Source organism: Pseudaestuariivita rosea (genome assembly GCF_017592335.1).
Classification (GTDB): Bacteria; Pseudomonadota; Alphaproteobacteria; order Rhodobacterales; family Rhodobacteraceae; genus Parasulfitobacter; species Parasulfitobacter rosea.
The window spans coordinates 156,257-180,983 of sequence record NZ_JACNMP010000004.1; the positions used below are offsets into that span (position 1 = coordinate 156,257).

General features: G+C 59.0%; 25 protein-coding genes. 16 read left to right on the forward strand and 9 right to left on the reverse strand.

Features of this window, described 5'->3' with window-relative positions:
* The first annotated feature begins 68 nt into the window (after window positions 1-68).
* The 9 genes from secG to recO all read left to right on the forward strand — a co-directional run bounded on the left by secG (window position 69) and on the right by recO (window position 7,599).
* A complete protein-coding gene (secG, locus tag H7848_RS04930; RefSeq protein WP_208348563.1) occupies window positions 69-443 on the forward strand; it encodes a preprotein translocase subunit SecG in 375 nt (124 codons plus the stop codon).
* A gap of 182 nt (window positions 444-625) precedes the next feature.
* Window positions 626-2,269: a CTP synthase gene (locus tag H7848_RS04935; RefSeq protein WP_208348565.1), complete on the forward strand. Its 1,644-nt coding sequence runs from the start codon at window positions 626-628 to the stop codon at window positions 2,267-2,269.
* A 507-nt stretch (window positions 2,270-2,776) separates the two neighbouring features.
* Window positions 2,777-3,190: a holo-ACP synthase gene (gene acpS, locus H7848_RS04940; RefSeq protein WP_208348566.1), complete on the forward strand. Its 414-nt coding sequence runs from the start codon at window positions 2,777-2,779 to the stop codon at window positions 3,188-3,190.
* Window positions 3,191-3,243: 53 nt separating this feature from the next.
* Entirely contained in the window at window positions 3,244-4,113 is an 870-nt protein-coding gene (gene lepB / locus H7848_RS04945; protein WP_208348567.1) for a signal peptidase I, read from the forward strand.
* On the forward strand, window positions 4,110-4,790 hold the full coding sequence (gene rnc, locus H7848_RS04950; RefSeq protein ID WP_208348568.1) for a ribonuclease III: 681 nt from the start codon (window positions 4,110-4,112) through the stop codon (window positions 4,788-4,790). Before lepB ends, rnc begins: the two co-directional genes overlap by 4 nt.
* A complete protein-coding gene (locus H7848_RS04955) occupies window positions 4,787-5,497 on the forward strand; it encodes a 3-keto-5-aminohexanoate cleavage protein (RefSeq protein ID WP_208348571.1) in 711 nt (236 codons plus the stop codon). The genes rnc and H7848_RS04955 overlap by 4 nt, the downstream gene beginning before the upstream one ends.
* Entirely contained in the window at window positions 5,494-6,411 is a 918-nt protein-coding gene (gene era / locus H7848_RS04960; protein WP_208348572.1) for a GTPase Era, read from the forward strand. The genes H7848_RS04955 and era overlap by 4 nt, the downstream gene beginning before the upstream one ends.
* Window positions 6,408-6,737 carry a DUF1491 family protein gene (locus H7848_RS04965; RefSeq protein WP_208348573.1) on the forward strand — a complete coding sequence of 110 codons (330 nt, stop codon included), beginning with the start codon at window positions 6,408-6,410 and terminating at the stop codon, window positions 6,735-6,737. The genes era and H7848_RS04965 overlap by 4 nt, the downstream gene beginning before the upstream one ends.
* 130 nt (window positions 6,738-6,867) lie before the next feature.
* Entirely contained in the window at window positions 6,868-7,599 is a 732-nt protein-coding gene (gene recO, locus H7848_RS04970) for a DNA repair protein RecO (protein WP_208348643.1), read from the forward strand.
* Here the strand turns inward: recO and H7848_RS04975 are convergent.
* The 4 genes from H7848_RS04975 to H7848_RS04990 all read right to left on the reverse strand — a co-directional run bounded on the left by H7848_RS04975 (window position 7,584) and on the right by H7848_RS04990 (window position 10,946).
* The gene (locus H7848_RS04975; RefSeq protein WP_208348574.1) at window positions 7,584-7,973 is read right to left on the reverse strand and encodes an META domain-containing protein; all 390 of its coding nucleotides are present in this window, start codon (window positions 7,971-7,973) and stop codon (window positions 7,584-7,586) included. The two genes, recO and H7848_RS04975, sit on opposite strands and share 16 nt — an antisense overlap.
* On the reverse strand, window positions 7,973-8,491 hold the full coding sequence (locus H7848_RS04980; protein WP_208348575.1) for a hypothetical protein: 519 nt from the start codon (window positions 8,489-8,491) through the stop codon (window positions 7,973-7,975). Before H7848_RS04980 ends, H7848_RS04975 begins: the two co-directional genes overlap by 1 nt.
* Window positions 8,488-10,209, reverse strand: coding sequence for a methionine--tRNA ligase (metG, locus tag H7848_RS04985; protein WP_208348578.1), 1,722 nt, complete (start codon window positions 10,207-10,209; stop codon window positions 8,488-8,490). Before metG ends, H7848_RS04980 begins: the two co-directional genes overlap by 4 nt.
* A gap of 176 nt (window positions 10,210-10,385) precedes the next feature.
* A complete protein-coding gene (locus H7848_RS04990; protein ID WP_208348581.1) occupies window positions 10,386-10,946 on the reverse strand; it encodes a YceI family protein in 561 nt (186 codons plus the stop codon).
* A 115-nt stretch (window positions 10,947-11,061) separates the two neighbouring features.
* Here H7848_RS04990 and H7848_RS04995 point away from each other — a divergent pair, with 115 nt between their 5' ends.
* A complete protein-coding gene (locus H7848_RS04995; protein ID WP_208348583.1) occupies window positions 11,062-12,105 on the forward strand; it encodes an aldo/keto reductase in 1,044 nt (347 codons plus the stop codon).
* A 281-nt stretch (window positions 12,106-12,386) separates the two neighbouring features.
* On the opposite strand, the gene H7848_RS05000 is transcribed toward H7848_RS04995, so the two are convergent.
* The 4 genes from H7848_RS05000 to acnA form a co-directional block, all read right to left on the reverse strand.
* Complete coding sequence (locus H7848_RS05000; RefSeq protein WP_208348586.1) at window positions 12,387-13,013, reverse strand: LysE family translocator; 627 nt, start codon at window positions 13,011-13,013, stop codon at window positions 12,387-12,389.
* Between the two features lie 170 nt (window positions 13,014-13,183).
* Window positions 13,184-14,881, reverse strand: a complete 1,698-nt coding sequence (locus tag H7848_RS05005) for a flotillin family protein (protein ID WP_208348589.1) — start codon at window positions 14,879-14,881, stop codon at window positions 13,184-13,186.
* A 45-nt stretch (window positions 14,882-14,926) separates the two neighbouring features.
* Window positions 14,927-15,646, reverse strand: a complete 720-nt coding sequence (locus tag H7848_RS05010; protein WP_208348592.1) for an OB-fold-containig protein — start codon at window positions 15,644-15,646, stop codon at window positions 14,927-14,929.
* A gap of 194 nt (window positions 15,647-15,840) precedes the next feature.
* The gene (acnA, locus tag H7848_RS05015) at window positions 15,841-18,531 is read right to left on the reverse strand and encodes an aconitate hydratase AcnA (RefSeq protein ID WP_208348595.1); all 2,691 of its coding nucleotides are present in this window, start codon (window positions 18,529-18,531) and stop codon (window positions 15,841-15,843) included.
* Between the two features lie 221 nt (window positions 18,532-18,752).
* Between acnA and H7848_RS05020 the strand changes: the two genes are divergently transcribed.
* The 6 genes from H7848_RS05020 (at window position 18,753) to H7848_RS05045 (ending at window position 23,560) form a co-directional block, all read left to right on the forward strand.
* Window positions 18,753-19,451: a DUF1223 domain-containing protein gene (locus H7848_RS05020; RefSeq protein WP_208348598.1), complete on the forward strand. Its 699-nt coding sequence runs from the start codon at window positions 18,753-18,755 to the stop codon at window positions 19,449-19,451.
* 120 nt (window positions 19,452-19,571) lie between these two features.
* Window positions 19,572-20,264, forward strand: coding sequence for a metal-dependent hydrolase (locus H7848_RS05025; protein WP_208348601.1), 693 nt, complete (start codon window positions 19,572-19,574; stop codon window positions 20,262-20,264).
* A gap of 129 nt (window positions 20,265-20,393) precedes the next feature.
* Window positions 20,394-21,434 carry a Hint domain-containing protein gene (locus tag H7848_RS05030; protein ID WP_208348604.1) on the forward strand — a complete coding sequence of 347 codons (1,041 nt, stop codon included), beginning with the start codon at window positions 20,394-20,396 and terminating at the stop codon, window positions 21,432-21,434.
* Between the two features lie 86 nt (window positions 21,435-21,520).
* The gene (gene xth, locus H7848_RS05035) at window positions 21,521-22,300 is read left to right on the forward strand and encodes an exodeoxyribonuclease III (protein ID WP_208348607.1); all 780 of its coding nucleotides are present in this window, start codon (window positions 21,521-21,523) and stop codon (window positions 22,298-22,300) included.
* Window positions 22,300-23,157: a glycosyltransferase family 2 protein gene (locus tag H7848_RS05040; RefSeq protein ID WP_208348610.1), complete on the forward strand. Its 858-nt coding sequence runs from the start codon at window positions 22,300-22,302 to the stop codon at window positions 23,155-23,157. The genes xth and H7848_RS05040 overlap by 1 nt, the downstream gene beginning before the upstream one ends.
* A gap of 52 nt (window positions 23,158-23,209) precedes the next feature.
* Window positions 23,210-23,560, forward strand: coding sequence for a hypothetical protein (locus tag H7848_RS05045; protein WP_208348613.1), 351 nt, complete (start codon window positions 23,210-23,212; stop codon window positions 23,558-23,560).
* Here H7848_RS05045 and H7848_RS05050 read toward each other — a convergent pair.
* Window positions 23,539-24,720 carry an FAD-dependent oxidoreductase gene (locus H7848_RS05050; RefSeq protein WP_208348615.1) on the reverse strand — a complete coding sequence of 394 codons (1,182 nt, stop codon included), beginning with the start codon at window positions 24,718-24,720 and terminating at the stop codon, window positions 23,539-23,541. The two genes, H7848_RS05045 and H7848_RS05050, sit on opposite strands and share 22 nt — an antisense overlap.
* Between the last annotated feature and the right edge of the window lie 7 nt (window positions 24,721-24,727).

A 24,727-nucleotide genomic window follows, 5' to 3' on the forward strand; every position in this document is an offset into this window, starting at 1 on the left:
TTTCAGTGCTTGCGACCGGCCGCCAAGGGGCCTAAACAGCCCCCTAACCCGAATGAACAGGCAAACCGATGCAAAACGTCCTTCTTATCGTCCTTCTGATCCTTGCGCTTGCGCTGATTGCGGTCGTTCTTCTGCAACGGTCCGAAAGCGGTGGGCTGGGTCTGGGCGGCGGCGGTGGCGGCGGTGGCCTGGTCAGTGCACGCGGGGCTGCCACGGCGCTTAGCAAGCTGACATGGGTGCTGGGCATTGCCTTTATGGCCACGTCGCTGGCGCTGACGATCATTTCGGCGCAGAATTCGTCAGGCAGTTCGGTCTTTGACCTGGCCCCACCCCCGGCCGAAGGCACGACCGATGACGCGCCACTTGTCCCATCGGTGCCATCTGACGATCTTCTGCCGCCCGCAGAAAACGACAACGCGCCTCTGATTCCGCGCGCAGACTGACGCAAATCTTGGGGTTCGACATTTTTCTGACCCCATGATCTAGAGGTGCTGTTGTCAGCGGCCACCGAATCTTCTATAGCTTAAATCCCGTGATGCAGCGCCAAATTTGGCGTGTTGCAGCAGTTTTAAGGCAGCAGTTGCGTGCCCATGTGCACGTCATAATCACGGGAGACAGCCAGACAATGGCGCGGTTTATTTTTATCACAGGTGGTGTTGTTTCGTCTCTCGGCAAGGGGCTGGCCTCGGCCGCGTTGGGATCGCTGCTGCAGGCCCGCGGCTTCAGCGTCCGGTTGCGCAAACTGGATCCCTATCTGAACGTCGATCCCGGCACCATGTCGCCCTTTGAACATGGCGAGGTCTTTGTGACCGATGACGGCGCCGAAACCGATCTGGATCTGGGCCATTATGAACGCTTCACCGGCGTGGCCGCGCGCAAGACTGATTCTGTATCCTCGGGGCGGATCTATTCCGACGTGCTGGAAAAGGAACGGCGCGGCGATTATCTGGGCAAGACCATCCAGGTGATCCCCCATGTGACTAACGAAATCAAAGACTTCATCCGCATCGGCGAGGACGAGGTCGACTTTATGCTGTGCGAAATCGGCGGCACTGTGGGCGATATCGAAGGCCTGCCGTTCTTTGAGGCGATCCGCCAGTTCAGTCAGGACAAACCGCGCGGCCAGTGTATCTTTATGCATCTGACGCTGCTGCCCTATATCAAGGCCAGTGGCGAATTGAAAACCAAACCAACCCAGCACAGCGTCAAGGAACTGCGGTCCATCGGCATCGCCCCCGATGTGCTGGTCTGCCGGTCGGAAGGCCCGATTCCGGTCAAGGAACGCGAAAAGCTGGCGCTGTTCTGCAACGTTCGCCCCGACAGCGTGATCGCCGCGCAAGACCTGAAATCGATCTATGAGGCCCCGCTGGCCTATCATCGCGAAGGGCTGGATCAGGCGGTGCTGGACGCCTTCAACATCAGCCCCGCGCCGAAACCGGACCTGAGCAAATGGGAAGACGTCGCCGACCGGATCTATAACGCTGAGGGCGAGGTCAAAATCGCCATCGTCGGCAAATACACTCAGCTTGAGGACGCCTATAAATCCATTGCCGAGGCCCTGACCCACGGCGGCATGGCCAACCGCGTCAAGGTCAGCATCGAATGGGTCGATGCGGAACTTTTCGACCGCGAAGATGCCGCGCCCTATCTTGAGGGCTATCATGCGATCCTGGTCCCCGGCGGTTTTGGCGAACGCGGGACCGAGGGCAAGATCAAAGCCGCCGAATTCGCCCGCACCCGCAAGATCCCCTATCTGGGCATCTGTCTGGGCATGCAGATGGCCGTGATCGAGGCCGCGCGCAATCTGGCCGGAATGGAAAACGCAGGGTCCGAGGAATTTGATCACGAAGCCGGGAAAAAGCGTTTTACGCCCGTGGTTTATCACCTCAAAGAATGGGTGCAGGGCAACCACAAGGTCGAACGAAAAGCCACCGATGACAAAGGTGGCACCATGCGCCTTGGTGCGTATGACGCGACGCTGACCAAAGGATCGAAAGTGGCGCAGGTCTATAACACCACCGCCATCGAAGAACGCCACCGCCACCGCTATGAAGTCGATATCGAATACCGCGATGATCTGGAAAAGCAGGGGCTGATCTTTTCCGGCATGTCCCCCGACGGCCGCCTGCCTGAAATCGTAGAGGTTAAAGACCACCCCTGGTTCATCGGCGTCCAGTTCCACCCTGAACTGAAGTCCAAACCCTTCGACCCCCACCCCCTATTCGCCGATTTCATCCGCGCCGCCGTGGAAAACTCGCGGTTGGTGTAGCGCGTAATCCAGAAGTGTTGAACTTAAAGACTACCAACAAAGGGCGGCGACCGACCCGAGGGTGGGCGAGAAGCGCCCGCCCTGTGGGGCGGGTCGGGCGCTGCCCGGTGGTGCCCACCGGGCGGGATGGGTGGATGTAATGGAGCAGATTTTCGGGACTAGGTTCTAAGGTATCATTCTTAAAACTGAAATGGCTCAAATCATAGGGCCATCGTCTGCCCGCGGGATGGCGTTGGATGGATAAGCTTCTGCGCTTTATCCCAGCCAAATCCGCGCATCGCGGCAGCTACCAACCAAGCATCGACAAATCGCCAGCCCGATGGGGTGGGCAGGCGATGGCCCGGGGCCTGCGGCCTGTTCACCGGGCCTATGCACACCGGCGCAGTCCCGGACTTGATCCGGGACCTCATCGCCACTTTACGCTAATAGCCACTGCAGATGCAGAAATTGCACATCATTCCCAACCAGTCTAACCTGCCCCAAAATCAATGACGAAAAGCAGTCCACATGATCCTTGGCATCGGCACCGATCTGGCGAATATTGAACGGATCGAGGGCACCTTGAACCGCTTTGGCGACAGGTTTCGCAATCGCGTTTTCACCGATATCGAACAGCAAAAGGCCGAACGGCGCAAAGATACGGCGGGCACCTATGCCAAGCGATGGGCGGCGAAAGAGGCATGCTCCAAAGCGCTTGGCACCGGCCTGCGCATGGGGATTTCTTGGAAAGACATGGCCGTCAGCAACCTGCACACGGGCCAGCCCATCATGCATGTCACGGGCTGGGCCGCTGACCGGCTGGACCAGATGACCCCTCCGGGCCATGAAGCCATTATCCATGTCACCCTGACCGACGATCACCCCTGGGCGCAGGCCTTTGTCGTGATCGAGGCACGGCCAAAAGACGCCCTGCCCGCTTGACACCCCGGTCAAGCCTGCGCATGTAGCACCGACCCCTGCAGGAGATCATAGAAATGGCCGAAAAGGCAGAGAAAAAAGACAGTTTCTACGAAACAGTGAAGACAGTGTTTTACGCCCTGCTGATTGCCGGTGTCTTTAGAACACTGTTTTTTCAGCCCTTTTGGATTCCCTCTGGATCAATGAAAGACACCCTGCTGATCGGTGATTTTCTGTTCGTCAATAAAATGGCTTACGGCTATTCGCGCTATTCCTGCCCGTTTTCCATGTGCCCCATCGAAGGGCGCCTGTTCGGGTCTGACCCAGAACGCGGCGATATCGTTGTCTTTCGCCACCCTGTCACCAACCAGGACTATATCAAGCGCCTGATCGGCATGCCCGGGGACAGCGTCCAGATGATAAACGGACGGCTGCAGTTGAACGGCCAGCCGGTGCAGACCATCGCCAACGGCACCTTTGAAGAACCCTATGAACTGCAGGGCACAACCATGGTGATCCCGCGGACCCTCCAGATGATCGGCCGCGGCCTCCGCACGGGCGATTTCAGCTTCCCCCGTGACCCGCGAAACTTTCCAAGCTGCATGAATGGTCAGCCTGCAATCGGCGCCCCCTGCCTGAAGGAAAAATTCACCGAAGTGCTGCCTGGCGGCGTCAGCCATAGCGTCCTGAACACCGCCAACAGACGGCAAGACAACACACCGGTCGTTTTTGTACCCGATGGGCATTATTTCTTTATCGGTGATAACCGCGATAATTCCGTCGACAGCCGCTTTGCACAATCCGCCCTGGGTCAGCCCGGCGTAGGTCTGGTGTCCGAGGAATATCTGATCGGCCGTGCGGATCGCGTGGTCTTTTCGGCCGAGGGCAGCTCGATCCTGTTTTTCTGGACATGGCGGTCTGATCGGTTCTTCAAGAGGTTAGAGTGAAACTGTCAGCCGACCTGAAGGCCTTTGCCGACCGGATCGGGCATTCATTCAACCGCCCCGACCTTTTGCTGCGCGCCGTCACCCATGCGTCGATATCATCGGCCACGCGCGACGACAATGAACGGCTGGAATTCTTGGGCGACCGGGTGCTAGGGCTGGTCATGGCCGAGGCACTGCTTGAGGCCGACGTGAACGCCAGCGAAGGGCAGTTGGCCCCCCGTTTCAACGCGCTGGTGCGCAAGGAAACCTGCGCCGATGTCGCCCGTCAGGTGGGACTGGGCGAGGTTCTGAAACTGGGCCGGTCCGAGATGATTTCAGGTGGGCGGCGGAAAGAGGCGCTGCTGGCCGACGCGATGGAGGCTGTGATCGCCGCTGTTTACCGCGATGCGGGGTTTGATGCAGCCAAAGCGATGATCCTGCGCCTGTGGGGTGACCGCGTAACAACCGTCGAGGCTGACGCCCGCGACGCCAAAACCGCCCTGCAGGAATGGGCCCAGGCCCGCGGCCAAACCCCGCCCGATTATGTCGAACTGAAACGTGACGGCCCCGACCACGCGCCGGTTTTCACCATTCAGGCGCGGCTGGATGACGGTCAGGCCGAAATCGCCACCGCCAAATCCAAACGCCAGGCCGAACAGGCCGCCGCGAAAGCACTGCTGGATAAGGTCAGCCAATGAGGCTGCAAGCCTGCCTGAACGGCGCGCGCCCTGCGACCCAAGGCGTGCATATCCCGCGCACAGCGACTGAATTGGCCGATGCCGCCAGGGGCGCTGTTATGGCCGGGGCGGAAAGCCTGCATGTTCATCCCTATCAAGATGGCATCGAAACGCTTGCGCCAACGCCCGTTGCCGACTGCCTAAACGCCATTCGCGATGCTGTCCCCGGAACCCCGGTTGGTATCAGCACGGGTGCGTGGATCACACCCGCTAGCCTTGCGCTCCATGCGGATATCGCGGCGTGGGGCGTAACCCCCGATTTTGTCAGCATAAACCTGTCCGAAGACGACGCACCAGACATCATGCAGATCGCCAGCGCCAAGGGGATCGGGATCGAGGCCGGGTTGTGGTCTGTGGCGGATGTGGACCGTTTTCTTGGCCTGTCAGTGCCACAGGTTCTGCGGGTTCTGATCGAAGTTCCAGATCTGGACGCCGATACCGCGCTGGATCTGTATCGCACCATGGTTTTAAAGCTTGACGGGCGCACTCCTGTTCTGGCCCATGGCGAAGATCGCAGCGCTTGGCCCATCGCCATGGCCGCGCTACAAGACGGCCACGCCACGCGCATAGGGTTTGAGGACACGATCCTGTTGCCAAACGGCGACCCGGCACGGGATAATGCCGCATTGGTTCACGCGGCTGCACAAATTTTAGGGACAACAGGATGACCAAACCATCAACACGCGCGGGTTTTGTGGCCCTGATCGGCGAACCGAATGCGGGCAAATCGACGTTGCTGAATCGGATGGTGGGGGCCAAGGTGTCGATCGTCACGCATAAGGTGCAGACGACGCGCGCGCGCATTCGCGGGGTGGCGATGGAAGGGGACGCGCAGATCGTTTTTGTCGACACGCCCGGCCTGTTTCGCCCACGCCGCCGGTTGGACCGTGCCATGGTCGCCGCCGCCTGGGGCGGGGCTGCGGATGCCGATATCGTCGTTCTGATGGTCGAGGCGCACCGCGGGATCACCGACGGGGTTCAGGCCATTCTGGACAGTCTGCAGGACCGCGCCGAAGGTCAAACAATCGCGCTGGCCATCAACAAGATTGACCGCGTCCAGTCCGAGGTCTTGCTGGGTCTGTCCAAAGACCTGAACGACCGCTTTGATTTTGCTGAAACCTTCATGATCTCGGCCGAAAAGGGCTACGGCGCTGATGATCTGAAGGCCTGGCTGGCCGCGCAACTGCCTGAAAGCCCGTGGCTTTACCCCGAAGATCAGATTGCCGACCTGCCGCTGCGCATGATCGCCGCTGAAATCACCCGCGAAAAGCTGACCCTGCGCCTGCATCAGGAACTGCCCTATCAGCTGACCGTCGAGACCGAAAAATGGGAAGACCGCAAGGATGGTTCGGTCCGGATCGATCAGTTGATCTATGTGATGCGTGACGGGCACAAGGGCATCGTTCTGGGCAACAAGGGCGAAACGATCAAGGCTGTGGGCAAGGCCGCGCGCGAAGAACTGGAAGAGTTTCTGGACCGCAAGGTGCATCTGTTCACGCAGGTCAAAGTGCGACCCGGCTGGCTTGAGGAAAAGGAACGCTATTCCGAGATGGGCCTTGATTTTCGCGACGGAAACGCATGACGCGGCTGACGTCCGGGTTTTGGGTGCAGGCCTATCTGATGCGGCTGCAACTGGCGGGGATACCGGCCTTTGTGACCAGCCGCGGTGATGCGACGGCGGGCGCGGTGCTGGTCAAGCTGAACACATTGGACGGTCAGGCGGTGACCTGGCAGCGATCATTTGACCTGATGACAGGGGACCGCAAATGGGTCGTGCTGGTCGAAGGGGCCGAGGCGGACGTGGACGCCAGCATCGAAAAACAGCGCGGGTTTGACCCTGATCTGTGGGTGATCGAAGTCGAAGACCGCGCCGGGCGACACCTGCTGGATGAGCCGGGGTTGGAGTGATGCTTCTTGCCGCAATTCCCGCCCGGTGGGCACCACCGGGCCGCGCCCGACCCGCCCCCCTGGGCGGGCGCTTCTCGCCCACCCTCGGGCCGGGCGCTGCCCTCCGCTCATTGTTGCGAAATACATCATGATCGAATGGCGCGAAGACGGGGCTCTGATGGCGGTGCGCAAACACGGGGAAACCGCCGCGATAATCGAGGTTTTCACCAAGGCCCACGGTCTGACCGCCGGTGTCGTGCGTGGGGCCAGCAGCCGCAAGGTCGCGCCCATCCTGCAACCGGGCGCGCAATTGGATGTCACCTGGAAAGCCCGGCTGGAAGACCATATCGGCAGCTACACCGTTGAACCCATCCGCAGCCGCGCCGCGCAGGTCATGGGCGACGCGCTGGCGCTGGCGGGGCTGAACGCGGTCTGCGCCCTGATCTGCTTTGCCCTGCCCGAACGCGAACCGCATCCGCCGCTTTATCAAAGCACTGAAAACCTGCTGGATTTGCTGGGCCAGAATGACCTGTGGCCGCTGGCTTATCTTCGGTGGGAAATGGCGCTGCTGCAGGAACTGGGCTTTGGTCTGGACCTAAGCGCTTGCGCTGTGAGCGGTGCGACCGAGGGGCTGACCTATGTCTCGCCCAAATCCGGCCGGGCGGTCACGGAAAAAGGCGCGGGCGACTGGGCCGACAAACTGCTGCACTTGCCGCCGGTGATGCTGGGGCACGGTGATGCCCACAACGATGAAATCGCGCAAGCCCTTCAGACAACAGGATATTTCATCGAACATGCCTTGGCCACGGCCTTGGGCAACCGGCCTGTTCCACCCGCGCGTGCCAGATTTCTGGATATCCTGCACCGTCAGTCGCGCGCCTGAAACACCATCTGGTCGCCCGCGTCATTCGATAGGATCAGCACATCCCCCGACACCTCGGCCAATGTCATCTGGACCAGGTTTTCGAAAAAGCGCGTTTCATCCCCCAGGGCGGGACAGGCCATTCTGGTTGCTTGAACCGGGCCAAGGTCAAACCATGGATACGGCGCGGACTGGGACGCCAAATAGGCATTGCACGGCCCCTGCCCCTGCACAGCGCCCTTGGCCGGAAAGCGGATCGTGGCCGTGGCGTCGAAGTCGGCCCCATTCATCTGCACCAACCCATAGGTCGCCGCAGGATCGGCATAGCCCGAGATCGTTTCATCCGGGCCACAGGCCGCAATTACCAATGGCAAGGCAAGCAAAACCCGCCACATCACTGATATCGTTGCCTGATTTTCACAAGGTTATCTGTGATCGATATCATGGCCCCCTGACGTTCATCCGGCGGTGCCAACGCCAGACCTGCAAGCATGATGTTCTGCATGCTGACGGGCACCATTTCCCACACATCCGAAACATCGTGATCCTCAAGAATACTGCGCAAATCTTCGGGGATGTCTTTTACATCCTGGGCCATTGGGTCAGCCTTGATGAGGGCGTTTCCTGCGGGCATCATCCAGCCGCGCACCCTGGCCCCCATTGCCGCCGCCGTCATGTGATCGCTTAGTACCGTGCCCTTTTCCGCAGGACGGATCACCGCAACACTGTTACCACTTCTGGAAATCGCAGGACCAATGCGCCACCAGCCATGGGCGATGATGGCATGTTCGATTTCAAGACTGGCTGAATATTCCTCGGCTTCGGGCAAAGCAACGACATGCTCGGCTGCATCGGTTTGGCTGGCCAACCACTTGGTCAGTGTCTCAGCCGATGGAAACAGGATGGCCTTCATCCGTCGCGCGTGCCTGAAAATCGGGTTTGCCAGTCTTCGCGTTCCTCATCCGTGATCTTGCGAAACAGCACGTCTGGAACGGCAAAGCCATGACCCGCGGGCAAAGCCGACAGCGCCTGTTCGACATCATCGGGCCAGCTGTCGTCATCGGTGTTCATCGCCGTCATCAGCGTGGCCGCGGCATCGGGGATAAAGGGCTGCGACAGCACCGCATAAAGCCGGATCAGGTTCAGCGACAGGCGTACGACGGCAGCGGCGGCATCTGGGTCGGTCTTGAATTTGGCCCAAGGCTCGGCCGATTGCAGGTATTCATTCCCGGCTACCCAGATCGCGCGCAACTCGCCTGCGGCTTTGCGGATCTCAATCGCGTCCATATGCGCCTCATACGCGCGAATGCGGCGGGTCAGGTCGTCGATCAGCGCCTGTTCCTGCGGGCCGTAGTCACCGCCCGCGGGGACCTCTTCGCCGAACTTCGACCGGCAGAACTTGGTCACGCGGCTGACAAAATTGCCCAGAACGTCGGCCAGGTCCTTGTTCACCGAGGCCTGGAAATTTTCCCAGGTGAACTCACTGTCTGAATTTTCGGGCGCATGACTTAGCAGCCACCAGCGCCAGTAGTCCGCAGGCAGAATTTCCAGCGCCTGATCCATGAACACCCCGCGCCCTTGCGACGTGCTGAACTGGCCACCGTCGTAGTTCAGATAGTTGAACGATTTGATGTAATCGACCAGCTTCCACGGTTCGCCCGACCCCATGATCGTGGCCGGGAACGACAGCGTGTGGAAGGGCACGTTGTCCTTGCCCATGAACTGCGTATAGCGCACGTCATCGGCGCCCTTGTCGGTACGCCACCAGCGTTCCCAATCGGCATCCGTCTTGCCATGCGCCTCGGCCCATTCGCCACCGCAAGCGATATATTCAATGGGCGCGTCGAACCAGACGTAGAAGACCTTGTCCTCCATCCCCGGCCAATCCTGATCGCCCTTTTTCACCGGAATGCCCCAGTCCAGATCGCGGGTGATGCCGCGATCCTGCAAACCATCCCCGTCGTGCAGCCACTTCTTGGCGATCGAGGTCGTCAGCACTGGCCAATCCACCTGGCTGTCGATCCACTGATCCAGCTTGTCCTTCATGGCGGACTGGCGCAGGTGAAGATGCTTTGTCTCGCGCACCTCAAGGTCACTTGACCCCGAAACCGCACTGCGCGGGTTGATCAGGTCGGTGGGGTTCAGCTGAATTGTGCAGTTTTCGCACTGATCCCCCCGCGCCTTGTCATAGCCGCAGTTGGGACATGTGCCTTCGATATACCGGTCGGGTAGGAACCGCCCATCAGCGTTCGAATAAACCTGCTTTTCACTGACCTCCTCAATCAACCCGGCCTGGGCCAGACGCCCCGCGAAATGCTGGGTCAGCCGATGGTTCTGCGGGCTGGACGATCGCCCGAAATGATCAAACGACAGCCGAAACCCGTCCGCAATTTCGGACTGAATGGCGTGCATCTCACGGCAATACTCATCCACCGGCTTGCCCGCCTTGGCCGCCGCCAACTCAGCCGGCGTACCGTGTTCATCGGTGGCACACAGAAACATCACCTCATGCCCGCGCGCACGCTGATAGCGGGCGAACAGATCGGCAGGCAGTTGGGACCCGATCAGATTGCCCAGATGCTTGATGCCGTTGATATAGGGAATGGCAGAGGTAATTAGATGCCGGGCCATGATCCTGTGCCTTTGTTGCTGTGGTCCGACCCGTTTAACGCCCCCCGCTGACCTGATGCAAGCACCACACTTTCTTTATTGTTCGAAAAATACTCCCGTGGGGTGAGGGCCGTCTAGGAAACGCTCTGGGGGAGCGTTTCAGGCCCGAACGGGCGAAGCCCCAGTCCAAGACCGGCCTACTGCACCCGGTCGATCCAGGCACGGATGTTCAGATCAATCCGCTCATCCACATAATTCGGCCAGCCACCCGCGCCAAAATCATTGCGGTTCACTGACCCCTTGATCACGATCAGCAGCTTGTCCCGCTGCGCCGGATCAACGCCCTGTTCCTGAAACAGCCCCGCGGTCAGCGTAATGGGCCGAGTCACACCGCGGATCGTGATATCACCCGTCAGACGCGCATCGTTCACCGTGCCCGTCACACGCGTTGACCGGAAGGTGATCGTGGGAAACCGCGCGGTGTCCAGAATGCTGGGCCCCTTCATCGTCTGCGTGGCAAAGACAAAGCCCGCCCGCGCTCGGGCCGGGTCCAGCGCGACGGCAACCTGACTGCGCGATACATCCCTTAGATCAAGGGTGATATCGGCCGACCGCACCGGCATCGTGCCTTGCGTGGGCTGCCCCTGAAACGCATAGACGAAACCAACATCCGATCGCTCAGCATCCAGGACATAGCGCTGTGGATCGGCCCAAAGCGGCCACGCGACGCACCAAAAGACAATCCATATCCAACGCATATCCCGACCCTAGGCCACCTGCGCCTATAAGCACAGGTTTTTTCTGGCCTGTCGCCTTGCCCCCCGCCGCCAAACCACTAAGGTCCCGTCAAAGTCGGAATAAGGGGCAGATGCCATGCGAATGAAAGAACTGGGCCGAACCGGTCTGAAAGTCAGCGAATTATGCCTGGGATCAATGACCTGGGGGTCGCAGAATACGCTTGAAGAAGGCCACGCCCAGATCGACCGATCGCTGGATGCGGGCATCAACTTTATCGACACGGCAGAAATGTACCCCGTCAACCCGGTCAAGGCTGAAACCATTGGCCGGACCGAGGAAATCATCGGCGACTGGTTTGCCAAAACCGGACGGCGCGATCAGGTGATCCTGGCCACCAAACATTCCGGCGCAGGACTGATGGCCGTGCGCGACGGTGCACCGATCACCAGCGACAGCATCCCCAAGGTGATTGAGGGCAACCTGAAACGGCTGCAGACCGACTATATCGATCTGTATCAGTTTCACTGGCCCAACCGCGGATCATATCACTTCCGCCAGAACTGGGGCTTTGATCCCTCGAACCAGAACAAAGCCGACACTCTGGCCCATATAGAAGAGGCACTTGAGGCCCTGCAAAAAGAGGTCGATCGCGGCACGATCCGCCATTTCGGCTTGTCGAATGACAGCGCCTGGGGCACCTCGCAATGGCTGCGCATCAGCGAAGACAAGGGCCTGCCGCGGGTGGTATCGATGCAGAATGAATATTCGCTGCTCTGCCGTCACTACGACACCGATATGTCGGAACTCAGCGTGAACGAAGACGTGGGCCTTCTGGCCTATTCGCCCCTTGCCGCGGGTCTTTTAACGGGCAAATATCAGGGCGGCGCGGTGCCCAAGGGCAGCCGGATGGACCTGAACGGCAATCTGGGCGGGCGCAAAACCGACAACGCGTTCAAGGCTGTTGATGCTTATATCGCGGTGGCCGAAAAGCACGGGCTGGATGTCACGCAGATGTCGCTGGCCTGGTGCCGCACCCGGCCCTTCATGTGCTCGGCCATCTTCGGCGCGACCAGTATGGACCAGCTAGAAGTGGCGCTTGGCAGCGTCGATGTCGAGTTGAGCGACGAGGTCCTGACCGACATCGCCGCCGCGCACAAGGCATATGGGATGCCGTATTGATCTAAAGACGCACATCGCCGGGCCGCCCCCCGGCACGGCGATGCGCGGCGGCCTTTGGCCTTGATCTCGCGTGGTTTTTGCTATGCTAAAGGCTGAACCCGTATGTCGTAGATCATCGTTTTAAAGTCTGCGATACCATGTTTATTTGTCCTGCCCGGTGGGCACCACCGGGCAGCGCCCGACCCGCCCCCCAGGGCGGGCGCTTCTCGCCCACCCTCGGGCCGGTCGCTGCCCTCAGCTCTCATGAAATAGATTCGTTTTTTAGAACAACGCCTTGGACTCTAATCCGCCGAACGATTTGCGACAACGAACACCGCAGCGGCACCAAAGAACCCCGCGAAGATGCCTTCGATCCAGCGTCGGAAGCGCAGATAGGCGGCCATCAAAGCCGGTGTCGAAAACAACACGGCCCAGGTCGTCACAAGGGTGATGTTCACCGCCATGCTAAGGCCGACGATCCAAACGACCGCCGACGGCGATGCGTCGGGCTTTGCACCTATGGCAAAGATCGATCCCCAAAAGAAAAGGGCTTTTGGGTTGGTCAGATGGATCAAAGCGCCGCGCAATGCCGCCATTTTGTACGACCCGCCCAGATCTTTGGTCTCAAACGGCCGGTCGGGGCCAAAGGCAGACCGCGCGGCCCTGACCCCCAGCCAGGCCAGATAGGCCGCGCCAGCATACCGCAGGGTTTCGAAAAGCCACTGATTGGCGGTCAACAATGCCCCCATCCCAAGGGCTGACAAAACCGCCCAGACCGAGGCGCCCGCCGTAATGCCATAGGTAACCGCAAACCCATGCCGCCGCCCCCGTGCCATGGCCGTGCCCGCAATGGCCAGCATGACAGGGCCCGGCGTCAACCCAGTCAGCAACGCCGCACCGATCACAATCCAGATGTTAATTTCTGCCATAACGCGCTGCTCCGATCTTTCGGTCAATGATCAGACTATAGCTTTGCCAAGAATAAACCAAATCAAAGATGCACGGAATGCAGAGGCGACGCATTGCAAAGAGCTTGCAAAATTCTAGTAGCCTCGCACAATGTGGAAGCCCCGGACATTTGCCCGGGACTTTCTAAGCCTTATTCCGCCGCGTTCAGCGGGGGTTGGTCGGACGCGGGGTCCGGGGTTTCGTCGATGTTGTCGGCCTCGATCGCCTTGGGCTGATCGTCTTGACCCAGGGCCGAGGACGCTACGCTGGTCAGGCCGTTTTCCATGGACACGCCCAGTTCTTCGCCCAGCTTTTTCAGCGCGGGCAGTTGGACGGCCATGCCCATGATGGAATCCAGCGCCTGGTTCACCGGGGGTTTGTCGCCCCCTGCCCCGCCGCCATTTGGCCCGGCCATACCTGTGACCTGATGGATCCTGATCGAGTCGATCTTTTCGGCCGGTTTGACCATTTCGGCCACGATACCGGGCAGCGCTTCCAGGCGGGCCAGGTCGACCTTCATCGACACGATATTCGCATCCGTCGCGTTTTCGGCATCGACAATCGCGCGGCGACCTTCGGCCTCGGCCAGCAGGTCGGCCTTTTTCGCAGCAGCCCGGATGGTGATGGCGTCGGCATCGGCCTGAGCTTCCTCGCGCCGGGCGGCGGCGCGGTCTTCGGCGGCGTCTTTTTCGGCCTGCGCCGCCAGACGGATTTTCGTGGCCTCACGCTCGGCCTCACGCTCAGCTTCGATCAGGGCAATCTGCTTTTCACGCTCGGCCGCGGCCACGGATCGTGCGGTTTCAATCGCCTCGGACGCTTTCTTGGCTTCGGCCCGGGCGGTGTCGGCCGACGCACGCGCGCGGCTTTCTTCCTCGGACTTTTGGGCGATGATGATCTGGCGTTCCTGATCGGCCACTTCCAATTCGCGGTCGCGGTTGATCTCGGCCTCACGAATAGCGCGTTCGCGGGCGATGTCGGCAGCGCGGATCGATTCTTCACGTGAAATCCGGGCGGCTTCTTTCTGCTTTTGCGCCTCTTCCTGTTGCTTGGCGATCTCGGCCTCTTGGGCGGCGCGCAGGGTTGCTACCTGTTGTGCCTGGGCGATCGCGGCTTCTTGTTCATCGCGTTCGATCTGCAGGCGCTGGCGTTCCGCCTCCATCGCGGCGCGGCGGACGGCGACGTTGGCCTCGGCGTCGATTTCAGCGCGTTCCTTTTTCGAGGTCGCGATGACCTCGGCCAGTTTGCGCATACCGACCGCGTTAAAGGCGTTGTTTTCATCAAGCGCCTCAAACGGGGTCTGATCCAGCGCGGTCAGAGACACCGATTCCAGTTCCAGACCGTTTTTCAGCAGGTCTTCGGACACGGCATTCTGCACCTCTTGTACGAATTCGGCACGGTTTTCATGCAGTTCGTCCATGGTCATCTGTGCGGCCACGGCGCGCAGGCCATCGACCAGCTTACCTTCGATCATCTCGCGCAGTTGGTCGACATAGAAGGTCCGGTCGCCCAGGGTTTGGGCCGCGCGGCTGATGCCGCCTTCGGTGGCGTTGACCGAGACGTAGAATTCCACGCCCACATCCACACGCATCCGGTCCTTGGTGATCAGGGCACCATCGCCGTTGCGCTGCACCTCAAGGCGCAGGGTTTTCATGTTCACCGGGCTGATTTCATGCAGCAGCGGGATCACGACCGTCCCGCCGTCCATAATCACCTTTTTGCCGCCGGCGCCGGTTTTCACCAGGCTGACTTCGCGGGTGGCGCGCCGGTAGAGCCGGGCCAGCACCAGCCCGACAAAGACGAAAAAGCCAAGCACACTGCCGACAATGATGAGAAGAGTCTGAAACTCCATTCTATATCTCCTTCAAAATGTTGCGTTGTTCAAATGGCGCGGGCGTCAGGTCAGCCGCACCAGTCGGTATCCGTCGCCCAGTTTGTGGCGAAGGACCAGCACCTCGGTTCCTTGCGGGATTTCGTCATCATCCGACAACGGTTCGGCCCGCAGGTAGTGAAAATTTCCGTATCGGTCGATCACGCGGACCTCGGCCAGGCTGCCGCGGCGTGCGGTGCCCTGGGTGACAGTGCCGATGCGACGGCCCAGGCTGCGTTCAGACAGGGCGGTGGTTTCGGTTTTCGGCACCAGGCGGGCCAGCACCCGGCCAAAGCTGCGCGCGAACCAGGCGCCTGCAACGGCGGCGGGGATGGCGACCAACCCGGCGGGCAGCGCAAAGCCCAGCGATTGCAACGTGACCGATTGCGCGGCGACGCCCGTGACCCCAAAGCCCAGCAAGAACGCGGCGATCCAGATGATGACCGGCACTTTGCCCAGGCCAAGCCAGGCCAGCGGCCCCGCGGCAGGCGCCACATCTGCGGCTTCGACATCCAGTTCGGGGCCATCGAGTTCGACCATGTCCAGTTCGACCCCGTCCAGATCGACGCCTGACAAATCGGGCGCGTCGAATTCGGGAATATCGAGTTCAAGTTCGGGTTCGGCCCCAAGGCCCAAAAGCGTACCGCCCAGAAGGGCGAAGAATAATTCCAGTGTCAAAAGGCCCATCAATAGGGCGAGCGCGATCGTAAACGGAACCATGGGGCCCGTCAGCAAAAGGTCAAACATCGTCTCCTCAGCCGTTTGTATGTTTTGGTATACACTTGAGGTAGGACCTCACAATTAATTTACAAGGTATGCACATGGCGCATATGAGGTTTTTTCTATGATCATAGCTTAAATTTGGAAATACTGCGGTAAAACTGTCACAAAAATAAGAGGGACTGCGGCATGAATAGGCGCCGCAGTCCTTGTTTTTTAGCTTAGGCGGCTTTGGCCAGGTTGCGCAGCACGTAGTGCAGAACGCCGCCGTTTTCGATGTATTCGATCTCAACCTCGGTATCGATCCGGCATTTCAGCTCGATATCCTTGGTTGATCCGTCGCCATAGGTGATCGTGGCGGGCACCGTCATCAGCGGTTTGATATCGCCTTCAAGCCCGGTGATCGAAACCGTTTCGTCGCCCTTAAGCCCCAGGCTGTTGCGTGTGTCGCCGCCGGTGAATTCGAACGGGATAACACCCATTCCAACCAGGTTCGATCGGTGAATACGTTCGAAGCTTTCGGCGATCACGGCTTTGACGCCCAGAAGCGCTGTGCCCTTGGCCGCCCAATCGCGCGACGATCCGGCACCGTATTGTTCACCGGCAAAGATCACCAGCGGTGTGCCTTGCGCCTGATAGGCCATCGCGGCCTCGAAGATCGAGGTCTGTTCGCCGTCCGGCCCAAGGGTATAGCCGCCCTCGACCCCATCCAGCATTTCGTTCTTGATGCGGATATTGGCGAAGGTGCCGCGCATCATGACCTGATGGTTGCCGCGGCGCGACCCGTAGCTGTTGAATTCGCGCACGGGCACCTGACGTTCAACCAGATACTGACCGGCAGGCGTTGTTTCCTTGAACGATCCCGCGGGGCTGATGTGGTCGGTGGTGATCATGTCACCCAGCATTGCCAGAACCTTGGCGCCCTCGACATTGCTGATCTTGCCGGGTTGTGCGCCCATGCCCTGGAAATAGGGTGGATTTTGCACATAGGTCGAGGATGCAGGCCAATCGTAGGTCAGGCTGTCGGTGGTTTCGACCGATTGCCATTTTTCGTCACCGGTAAAGACCTCGGCATATTTGCTTTGGAAGGCTTCGCGCGTGACCGTCTTTTCGACCAGTTCGGCGATTTCCTTGGACGAGGGCCAGATGTCTTTCAGGTACACATCCCTGCCGTCTTTGTCCTGGCCCAGGGGTTCGGACGTCAGATCGATATCCATCGTGCCCGCCAGCGCATAGGCCACCACCAAGGGGGGCGAGGCCAGATAGTTTGCGCGCACGTCGGGGCTGATGCGGCCCTCGAAGTTACGGTTGCCGGACAGGACGGATGTGGCGACCAGATCGCCTTCGGCAATGGCGTCGCTGATTTCCTGTTGCAGCGGGCCCGAGTTACCGATGCAGGTTGTGCAGCCATAGCCCACAAGGTTGAACCCAAGGGCATCCAGATCGTCCTGAAGACCGGCGGCCTCAAGATATTCAGACACCACCTGCGATCCGGGGGCCAGAGATGTCTTGACCCATGGTTTGCGGTTCATCCCCAGTTCGTGGGCTTTGCGCGCGACCAGGCCTGCGCCGATCATGACATATGGGTTCGAGGTGTTGGTACAGGAGGTGATCGAGGCGATGACAACCTTGCCCGATGACATGGTATAGTCTTCACCCTTGACCGGCACTTCCTTGTCCATCGGACGCTTGAAGGTTTCGGCCATTTCCCTTTCAAAGGCCGATTTTGCATCGGTCAGCGCCACGAAATCCTGTGGTCGTTTGGGACCCGAGATCGCGGGAACAATCGTGCCCATGTCCAGTTCCAGCGTGTCGGTATAGACTGGATTGTAATCCGCGCCGCGCCACATGCCGTTTTCCTTGGCATAGGCTTCGACCAGCGCGATTGTGTCTTCGTCGCGACCGGTTTGGGTCAGATAGCGCAGGGTTTCCTGATCGATCGGGAAGAAGCCGCAGGTGGCACCGTATTCGGGGGCCATGTTGCCGATGGTGGCACGGTCGGCCAGCGGCAGGTGATCCAGACCTTCGCCGTAGAATTCGACAAATTTGCCGACAACACCCTTTTCGCGCAGCATCTGCACGACCTTCAGCACCAGATCGGTGGCGGTTGTGCCTTCGATCATCCGGCCGGTCAGTTTAAAGCCCACGACCTCGGGGATCAGCATGGAAATGGGCTGGCCCAGCATCGCGGCTTCGGCTTCAATCCCGCCGACACCCCAGCCCAGAACGGCCGCGCCGTTGACCATGGTTGTGTGGCTGTCGGTGCCCACAAGCGTATCGGGATAGGCAACCATATCGCCGTTCTGGTCTTCGTCCGACCAGACGGTCTTGGCCAGATATTCCAGGTTCACCTGGTGGCAGATACCCGTTCCGGGGGGCACGACGCGGAAGTTATTGAACGCCGATTGCCCCCATTTCAGGAAGGTATAGCGTTCCATATTCCGTTCGTATTCGCGGTCGACGTTCATCTGAAACGCGCGCGGATTGCCGAATTCGTCGATCATGACCGAATGGTCGATGACCAGATCAACGGGGTTCAGCGGATTAATCTTTTCTGCGTCACCGCCCAGAGCCACGATCCCGTCGCGCATCGCGGCCAGATCGACGACCGCAGGCACGCCGGTGAAATCCTGCATCAGCACACGGGCAGGGCGATAGGCGATTTCGCGGGGGTTTTGCCCACCCTTTGCGGCCCATTCGGAAAAGGCTTTGATATCATCCACATGCACCGTCTTGCCGTCTTCAAACCGCAGCATGTTTTCCAACACAACTTTCAGAGCGGCTGGCAGTTTCGAAAAGTCACCCAGACCGGCCGCCTCGGCCGCGGGTATCGAATAATAGGCATAGGTCTTGTCGCCAACCTGCAGGGATTTGCGGGTTTTTGCGGTGTCCTGTCCAACGGTGATGGGCATATATGGCCTCCCTTACATCGGTTCATGCGGGGTATCGCTGCGCGCTATCTGCACCAAGAATTTAACGCGATCAAGGGGGTCAGGACATTTTTGTATACAATTGCACACAAAAAGCGGCCATCTGCCACAATCCCGCTTTGCAATTCTTCTCGCAAAACCTTGATTGGAGGTTACAGAGGCTCTGCATTAAGTCTGGGACGTCAATGAGGGATGCAATTCAGATGCAAAGATTTTTCCTGGGCATTGCGGGCCTGTGGATCGCCATGACCGCTGCACTTCACGCCGAAACCCGGCCCGTGGTTGTCGAATTATATACGTCTCAGGGCTGCTCAAGCTGCCCGCCGGCCGACAAGCTGCTGCACGAAATGGCCGAGCGTGATCATATCATCCCCCTGGCGCTGCATGTCGATTACTGGGATTACATCGGCTGGAAAGACAGCTTTGCAAACCCCGCCCATACCAAACGGCAAAAGGCCTATGCCCGCGTGGCCGGGTCACGCACGGTCTATACCCCCCAGATGATCATTGGCGGGTCCGACCATGTCATCGGCACGCGTCCGATGCAGGCCATGGATATGATCCGGAAACATCTTGAGGCGGAAACGCCTGTGCAACTGACGCTTAAGCCCAACGGCGGCCAAATCACGATCGAGGCGATATCCGAGGTCAACCAGCCCATGATCGTCCAATTGGTCCGGTATACGCCAAGTGCTCGGGTCAAGATCACGCGCGGCGAAAACCGGGGCAAAACGCTGCGCTATACCAATATCGTGACATCCTGGGACGTGATCGCCAACTGGAACGGGGCAGACCCCTATCGCACAACCATTCAGGCCAGTGGTGATGACCCCGTTGTGGTGATCGTCCAGAAAGATGACCACGGCGCAATTCTGGCGGCGGGTGTGATCAAGGACCGCTAGAACATCGTCCGAGCGTTTCACCCCTGCACAGAGTTTTCGCGCAAAGCCAAACTGCACACTGGTAAAACCGGTCCGTGACGCGCTAGCCTGCCCTCAGCGACAGAATAGGGGGGCACTGTTATGAAGATCACTTGGCTTGGCCATTCCGGCTTTCGCATTGAAATCGAAGATCAGGTCCTGCTGATCGACCCGTGGCTGATCAATAACCCGATGTTTGACCAGACCCGCCGTGCCGAGGCTCTGGCCGATGTTACGCATGTTTTGTTAAGCCATGGTCATTTTGATCATGCCGAGGATGTGCTGGCCATAGCCCGCGAATTATCGGTGTCCATCGTCGGTATTTTCGATCTGATGAATTTCTGGTCAGAAACCGAAGGGCTGGAAACAGTGGGCTTTAACAAGGGCGGCACCGTCAAGCTGGGCAATGTGTCGGTAACGATGGTTAACGCGGTGCATTCCTCATCGCTGAACGGGGATGCGGGGCCGATCTATGCGGGGGCCGAGGCGGGATATATGATCGCGGGCGAAGGTCACACCATTTACATCAGCGGGGATACGGATGTGATGTCTGACATGGCGCTGTTTCAGGAACTGCACAGCCCCGATATCGGCATTCTAAGCTGTGGCGGACATTTCACGATGGATATGAAACGTGCGGCCTTTGCGGCGCAGCGTTTCTTTCAATTCAAAACTGTAATCCCCTGCCACTACAAGACATTTCCGATCCTGGAACAATCGGCCAAGGCCTTGATCGACGCCCTGCCCGATGTGGATGTGATCGAACCCCAGGTGATGATACCCATTGAGCTTTAGGGGCAAATAGGAACAAATTTAAATATTTCTTTGGCCTGCTGTCAGAGGCAGGCAAGAAAATCATAAGATTTCGGGCTTAGCTGTCGTGTTCGGCTGCACTGAGGTGCGAAAGACGACACAGGTAATCCGATGCCATTGACGTGGAATGCGATCCTGCTGGGAACGGCGGACGATATTGATAGTGATGAGTCGACCTTCGGGACCGAAACGTCATTTATGGGCTCGGCCGGCAGTGCGGAAAATCCGCTGTTCGAAGATATCGTGACATTCAGTATCAACGACGTCGACGGCGACAATCGCTGGGATACGAACAACGCCGGCCAAACGTCCGAGGTTTCGACGCTGACCACCGATGGCGTCAGCGAAAGCGTCGTTCTGGATTCGACCACCGTCTATAATGCAACGATCACCTATGTGGATGGCACGACCGCCGATATAACAGCCGTTGTGATCCAGCTGACCGACGGCCGTGTCTATCTGGCGCCCGAATATATCGAAACCGATGATGATGCGGCGCTGAACGCGCAACCCATTCAATCCATCCAGCTTGGTAGCGTGATCGACACCGAAACAGCACTTGTGGCGGATCGGTTTGCGGGGGATTTTGTTACCTGTTTCACCGCCGACAGTCGGATCATGACCGCCCTTGGCGAAGTGGCGGCGCGGGATCTGGCGGTTGGCGACCTGGTTCTGACACTTGATCACGGGCCGCAGCCTATCCGCTGGATCGGACGGCGCATTGTTCCTGCCACCGGTGATCTGGCCCCGATTGAATTTGCTAGGGGCGTTTTGGGGGCCACCGCCGCTTTGCGCGTATCCCCGAACCACCGCATGCTTTTGACCGGATGGCAGGCCGAGCTGTTATTTGGTGAGCCTGAAGTTCTGGTACCCGCCAAAGCCTTGGTCAACGATCAGACCATCCGCCGCAAAGCCGGTGGCACCGTTGAATACATCCATATCATGTTTGATCACCACGAAATCATCACCGCCAACGGCGTGCCTAGTGAAAGCTTTCATCCGAATGATTATACTTTGTCGGCGATCGGCGATGATACACGCGATGAACTTTACCACCTCTTTCCCCAACTGCGCCATAACCCGGCGCGCTATGGTGACACGGCACGCATGTCCCTGACCGCTACGGAAGCCCGCCTTATTCGACCGAACTAGGGCTATAGGCCCGGCAAATCCGGCAAAGCCAATTGCATCGCCATTTCGAACCGCCTAAACCCCAATACAAACGACGGGGGCAGGTCATGAAGATTGCGACGTTCAACATCAACGGCATCAAGGCGCGGGCGCAGGCGCTGAGCGATTGGCTGGACGAGGCGCAGCCCGATGTTGCGTTGTTGCAGGAAATCAAGTCGGTCGACGAAAATTTCCCGCGCGAGATGTTTGAGGACAAAGGCTATAACGTCGAAACCCACGGACAGAAAAGCTTCAATGGCGTCGCGATCCTGTCGAAGCTGCCGCTTGAGGACGTCAGCCGCGGTCTGCCGGGTGACGACAGCGACGAACAGGCGCGCTGGATCGAGGCGACCGTGGTGGGCGACCGTGCGGTGCGGCTCTGTGGGCTTTATCTGCCCAATGGCAACCCGGCGCCGGGGCCGAAATACGACTATAAACTGGCCTGGATGGAACGGCTTTACACCCGCGCGCAGGACCTGCTGGCCAGCGAAGAAACGGCCCTGATGGCGGGTGACTACAACATCATTCCCCAGCCCGAGGATGCCAAACGCCCCGATGCCTGGCGCGATGATGCGCTGTTTCGCCTGGAAAGCCGCACGGCCTTTCGCCGGATCGTGAACCTGGGCTTTACCGATGCCTTCCGCGCGCGCAATCAGGCGCCTGAACAATACAGTTTCTGGGATTATCAGGCGGGCGCCTGGAACAAAAACGACGGCATCCGCATCGATCATATTCTGATGACCCCGCAATGCGCCGATCTGATGACGGACTGCCGGATTGATGCCGAAATCCGCGGCCGCGAAAAACCATCGGATCACGTGCCCGTCTGGGTCGAACTGGCCGCCTGATGGGCGACGGCAGCAATATAATCAAGGACATCTGGCGCGGCAAAACCGCGTGGCAGATGGACCTGAAGGTCCGCCTGTGGCGCGCGCGGACGAAAATCGAACCGCCCTCGGACCAGCCTGTGGTGATCTTTGCAGTCAATCTGGTGTCGAAGCGCCGCGCACCCGATTGGGATGAAACCTGCGCAAATCTGAAGATGACGCTGGACAGTTTTCACGGGCAGACCAACCCCAACTGGCGCGCCTTTGTCTGTGGGCAGGACAAGCCCGACGGGATCGAGTTTGACGAACAGGTGCAATTTCTGAAATCCCACACCTCGGACAAATTCAATGACCAGGGTGACAAGCGCCGCCAGATCATCGCCCATGTCGCAAAGACCGTGAAAACCGACGGCTATTATATGCGCTTTGACGCAGATGATCTGCTGCACCCTCATGCCGTTGAACATATGTGCAGCGATAACAACGGCGCAGGCTATTACGTGGACGACGGCTATATGTACGACGTCAGCAACGACCGCGTGGCGCCAGTGGGCTCAGATGGCCCGGATGGTATCGCATTTTACCAACGCTGCGGGTCCTGTTGCGCGGTGCGTTATGATTTCCGCAATGGCCGCAATTTCCGACAATTGCTGAACGAAATGAAGGCGCATGGTCGCATCATCGCAAAAATGCGCCTGTTTGGATTTGAGATGCAGCCCTTTCCCTTTCCGGCCGCGATTTACATGATCAACCACGGGCAGAACATGGTGGAGCGGCGCGGTAAGATGGATGACAAAGTCCAATATGTCGACCGCTTTGCGATCACTGATCCAACAGAAATATCAGAGATAAAGTCAGTATTTCATCTGGGAACTTAAGCGCAACACGACGCGTTAGCGTTATAGTTGCACTTAAAGAAAGCTCGGAAAAATGCTGAAAAGAATGCTCTTTTTGGCGATGGTCATCTGTGTTCCACTGACAGCACAGTCAGAGGAAATTTGTGACGTCGTCGACATCGCTTCATGTGGTTCAAGTTTTGAACGGAATGCGCCAGACCAGACACACCGTTACGCCAGCGCCTCAGCTGAATCGCTTTACCAGCCCGGTGATACTGTTTTGGTCGGACAGTATGATTTGTTGTTGAACAGCGGCTACTACGGATTGCCGCCGGTTCGGGACGGATGGGTTTACATTCGGACCCGCACTCATGTTTATCGGCTGGATTGGAAAAGCCATACGATCCTGGCGGATGTGACCAATCAGACGTCAGCCACTTTCTGACGGGTCACATCGTGTCCGTATAGCCAGTCGAATTTCCTGAGTGGCAGCGCGGGCGCGATTCGCCCGCCGAGCCGCAGGGCGGAATGGGCAGCCCACCGCACAGGTGGCCAGCGCAAATGATAGTTGCGGGCGTTTTTCGTGGCGGCATCGACAATGCGGCTGACACGGGGTTTGCGCAGGGCCTGATACTGCACAAGACCCGCATTAAGATCGCCGGCCTTGTCCAGACAGTCCGTCAGCACCCAGGCATCTTCCAATGCCATATTCGCGCCCTGGGCCAGAAACGGCAGCGTCGGATGGGCCGCATCCCCCAAAAGAACCGCCCGCCCCCCGTGCCAGACATTTGCGACAGGATGACGGAACAGCCCCCACAGATTCACATGCCCCACCCGCGACAAAAGCTCTTGGATTTCGGGCGTGAAATCGGCGAAGGCGGCGCGCAGGTTGTCAGGATCATCTTCGTGCGACCATCCTTCGTCCGCCCAATCCCACCGCTCTTCCACCGCGACGATGTTCATCATCGTCATATCGCGCAGCGGATAAGTCACAATATGGCGCCCCGGCCCCATATAGACAGTGGCCTGCGGCGCGGGATTGCCGGTCGCCGACACCAACGCACGCCAGGCGACCTGACGGGTGAAGAACGGCGCCAGAGTTCCGTTCAAGGCTTTGCGCGTCATTGAATGCAAACCGTCGGCACCGATCACCAGACCGAAACTGTGCCACTGGCCGTTGATGCAGATCTCACCTGTTTCCGGTTTGATCTGATCGACCGGGCTATCGGTTTGAACAACGACACCGGCGGCTTCGGCGCGGCGCAGAAGAATGGAAATCAGTTCGGCGCGCAGAACAAAGGAATAGATTTGGTTTTCAGGAAGTTGCGTCAGATCAAGCCGCAGCACAGGGCGCGCCTTTTTATAATCGCAAAGCTGAACGGCCTGGGCCTGGGTTGCGACCTTTGCCAAGTCATCACTCAGATTGAGCGCGCGCAACGCCGCCAGGCCATTGGGACTGATCTGCAGCCCCGCGCCGACTTCGGACACCGCAGAGGCCCGTTCGAACACGGTCACATTCGCCCCACGCAAATTCATGGCACGCGCCACGGCCAAGCCAGCAATGCCGGCGCCGACAACCGCGACCTGCAACCCCCTTAGCGGCATATCAAGA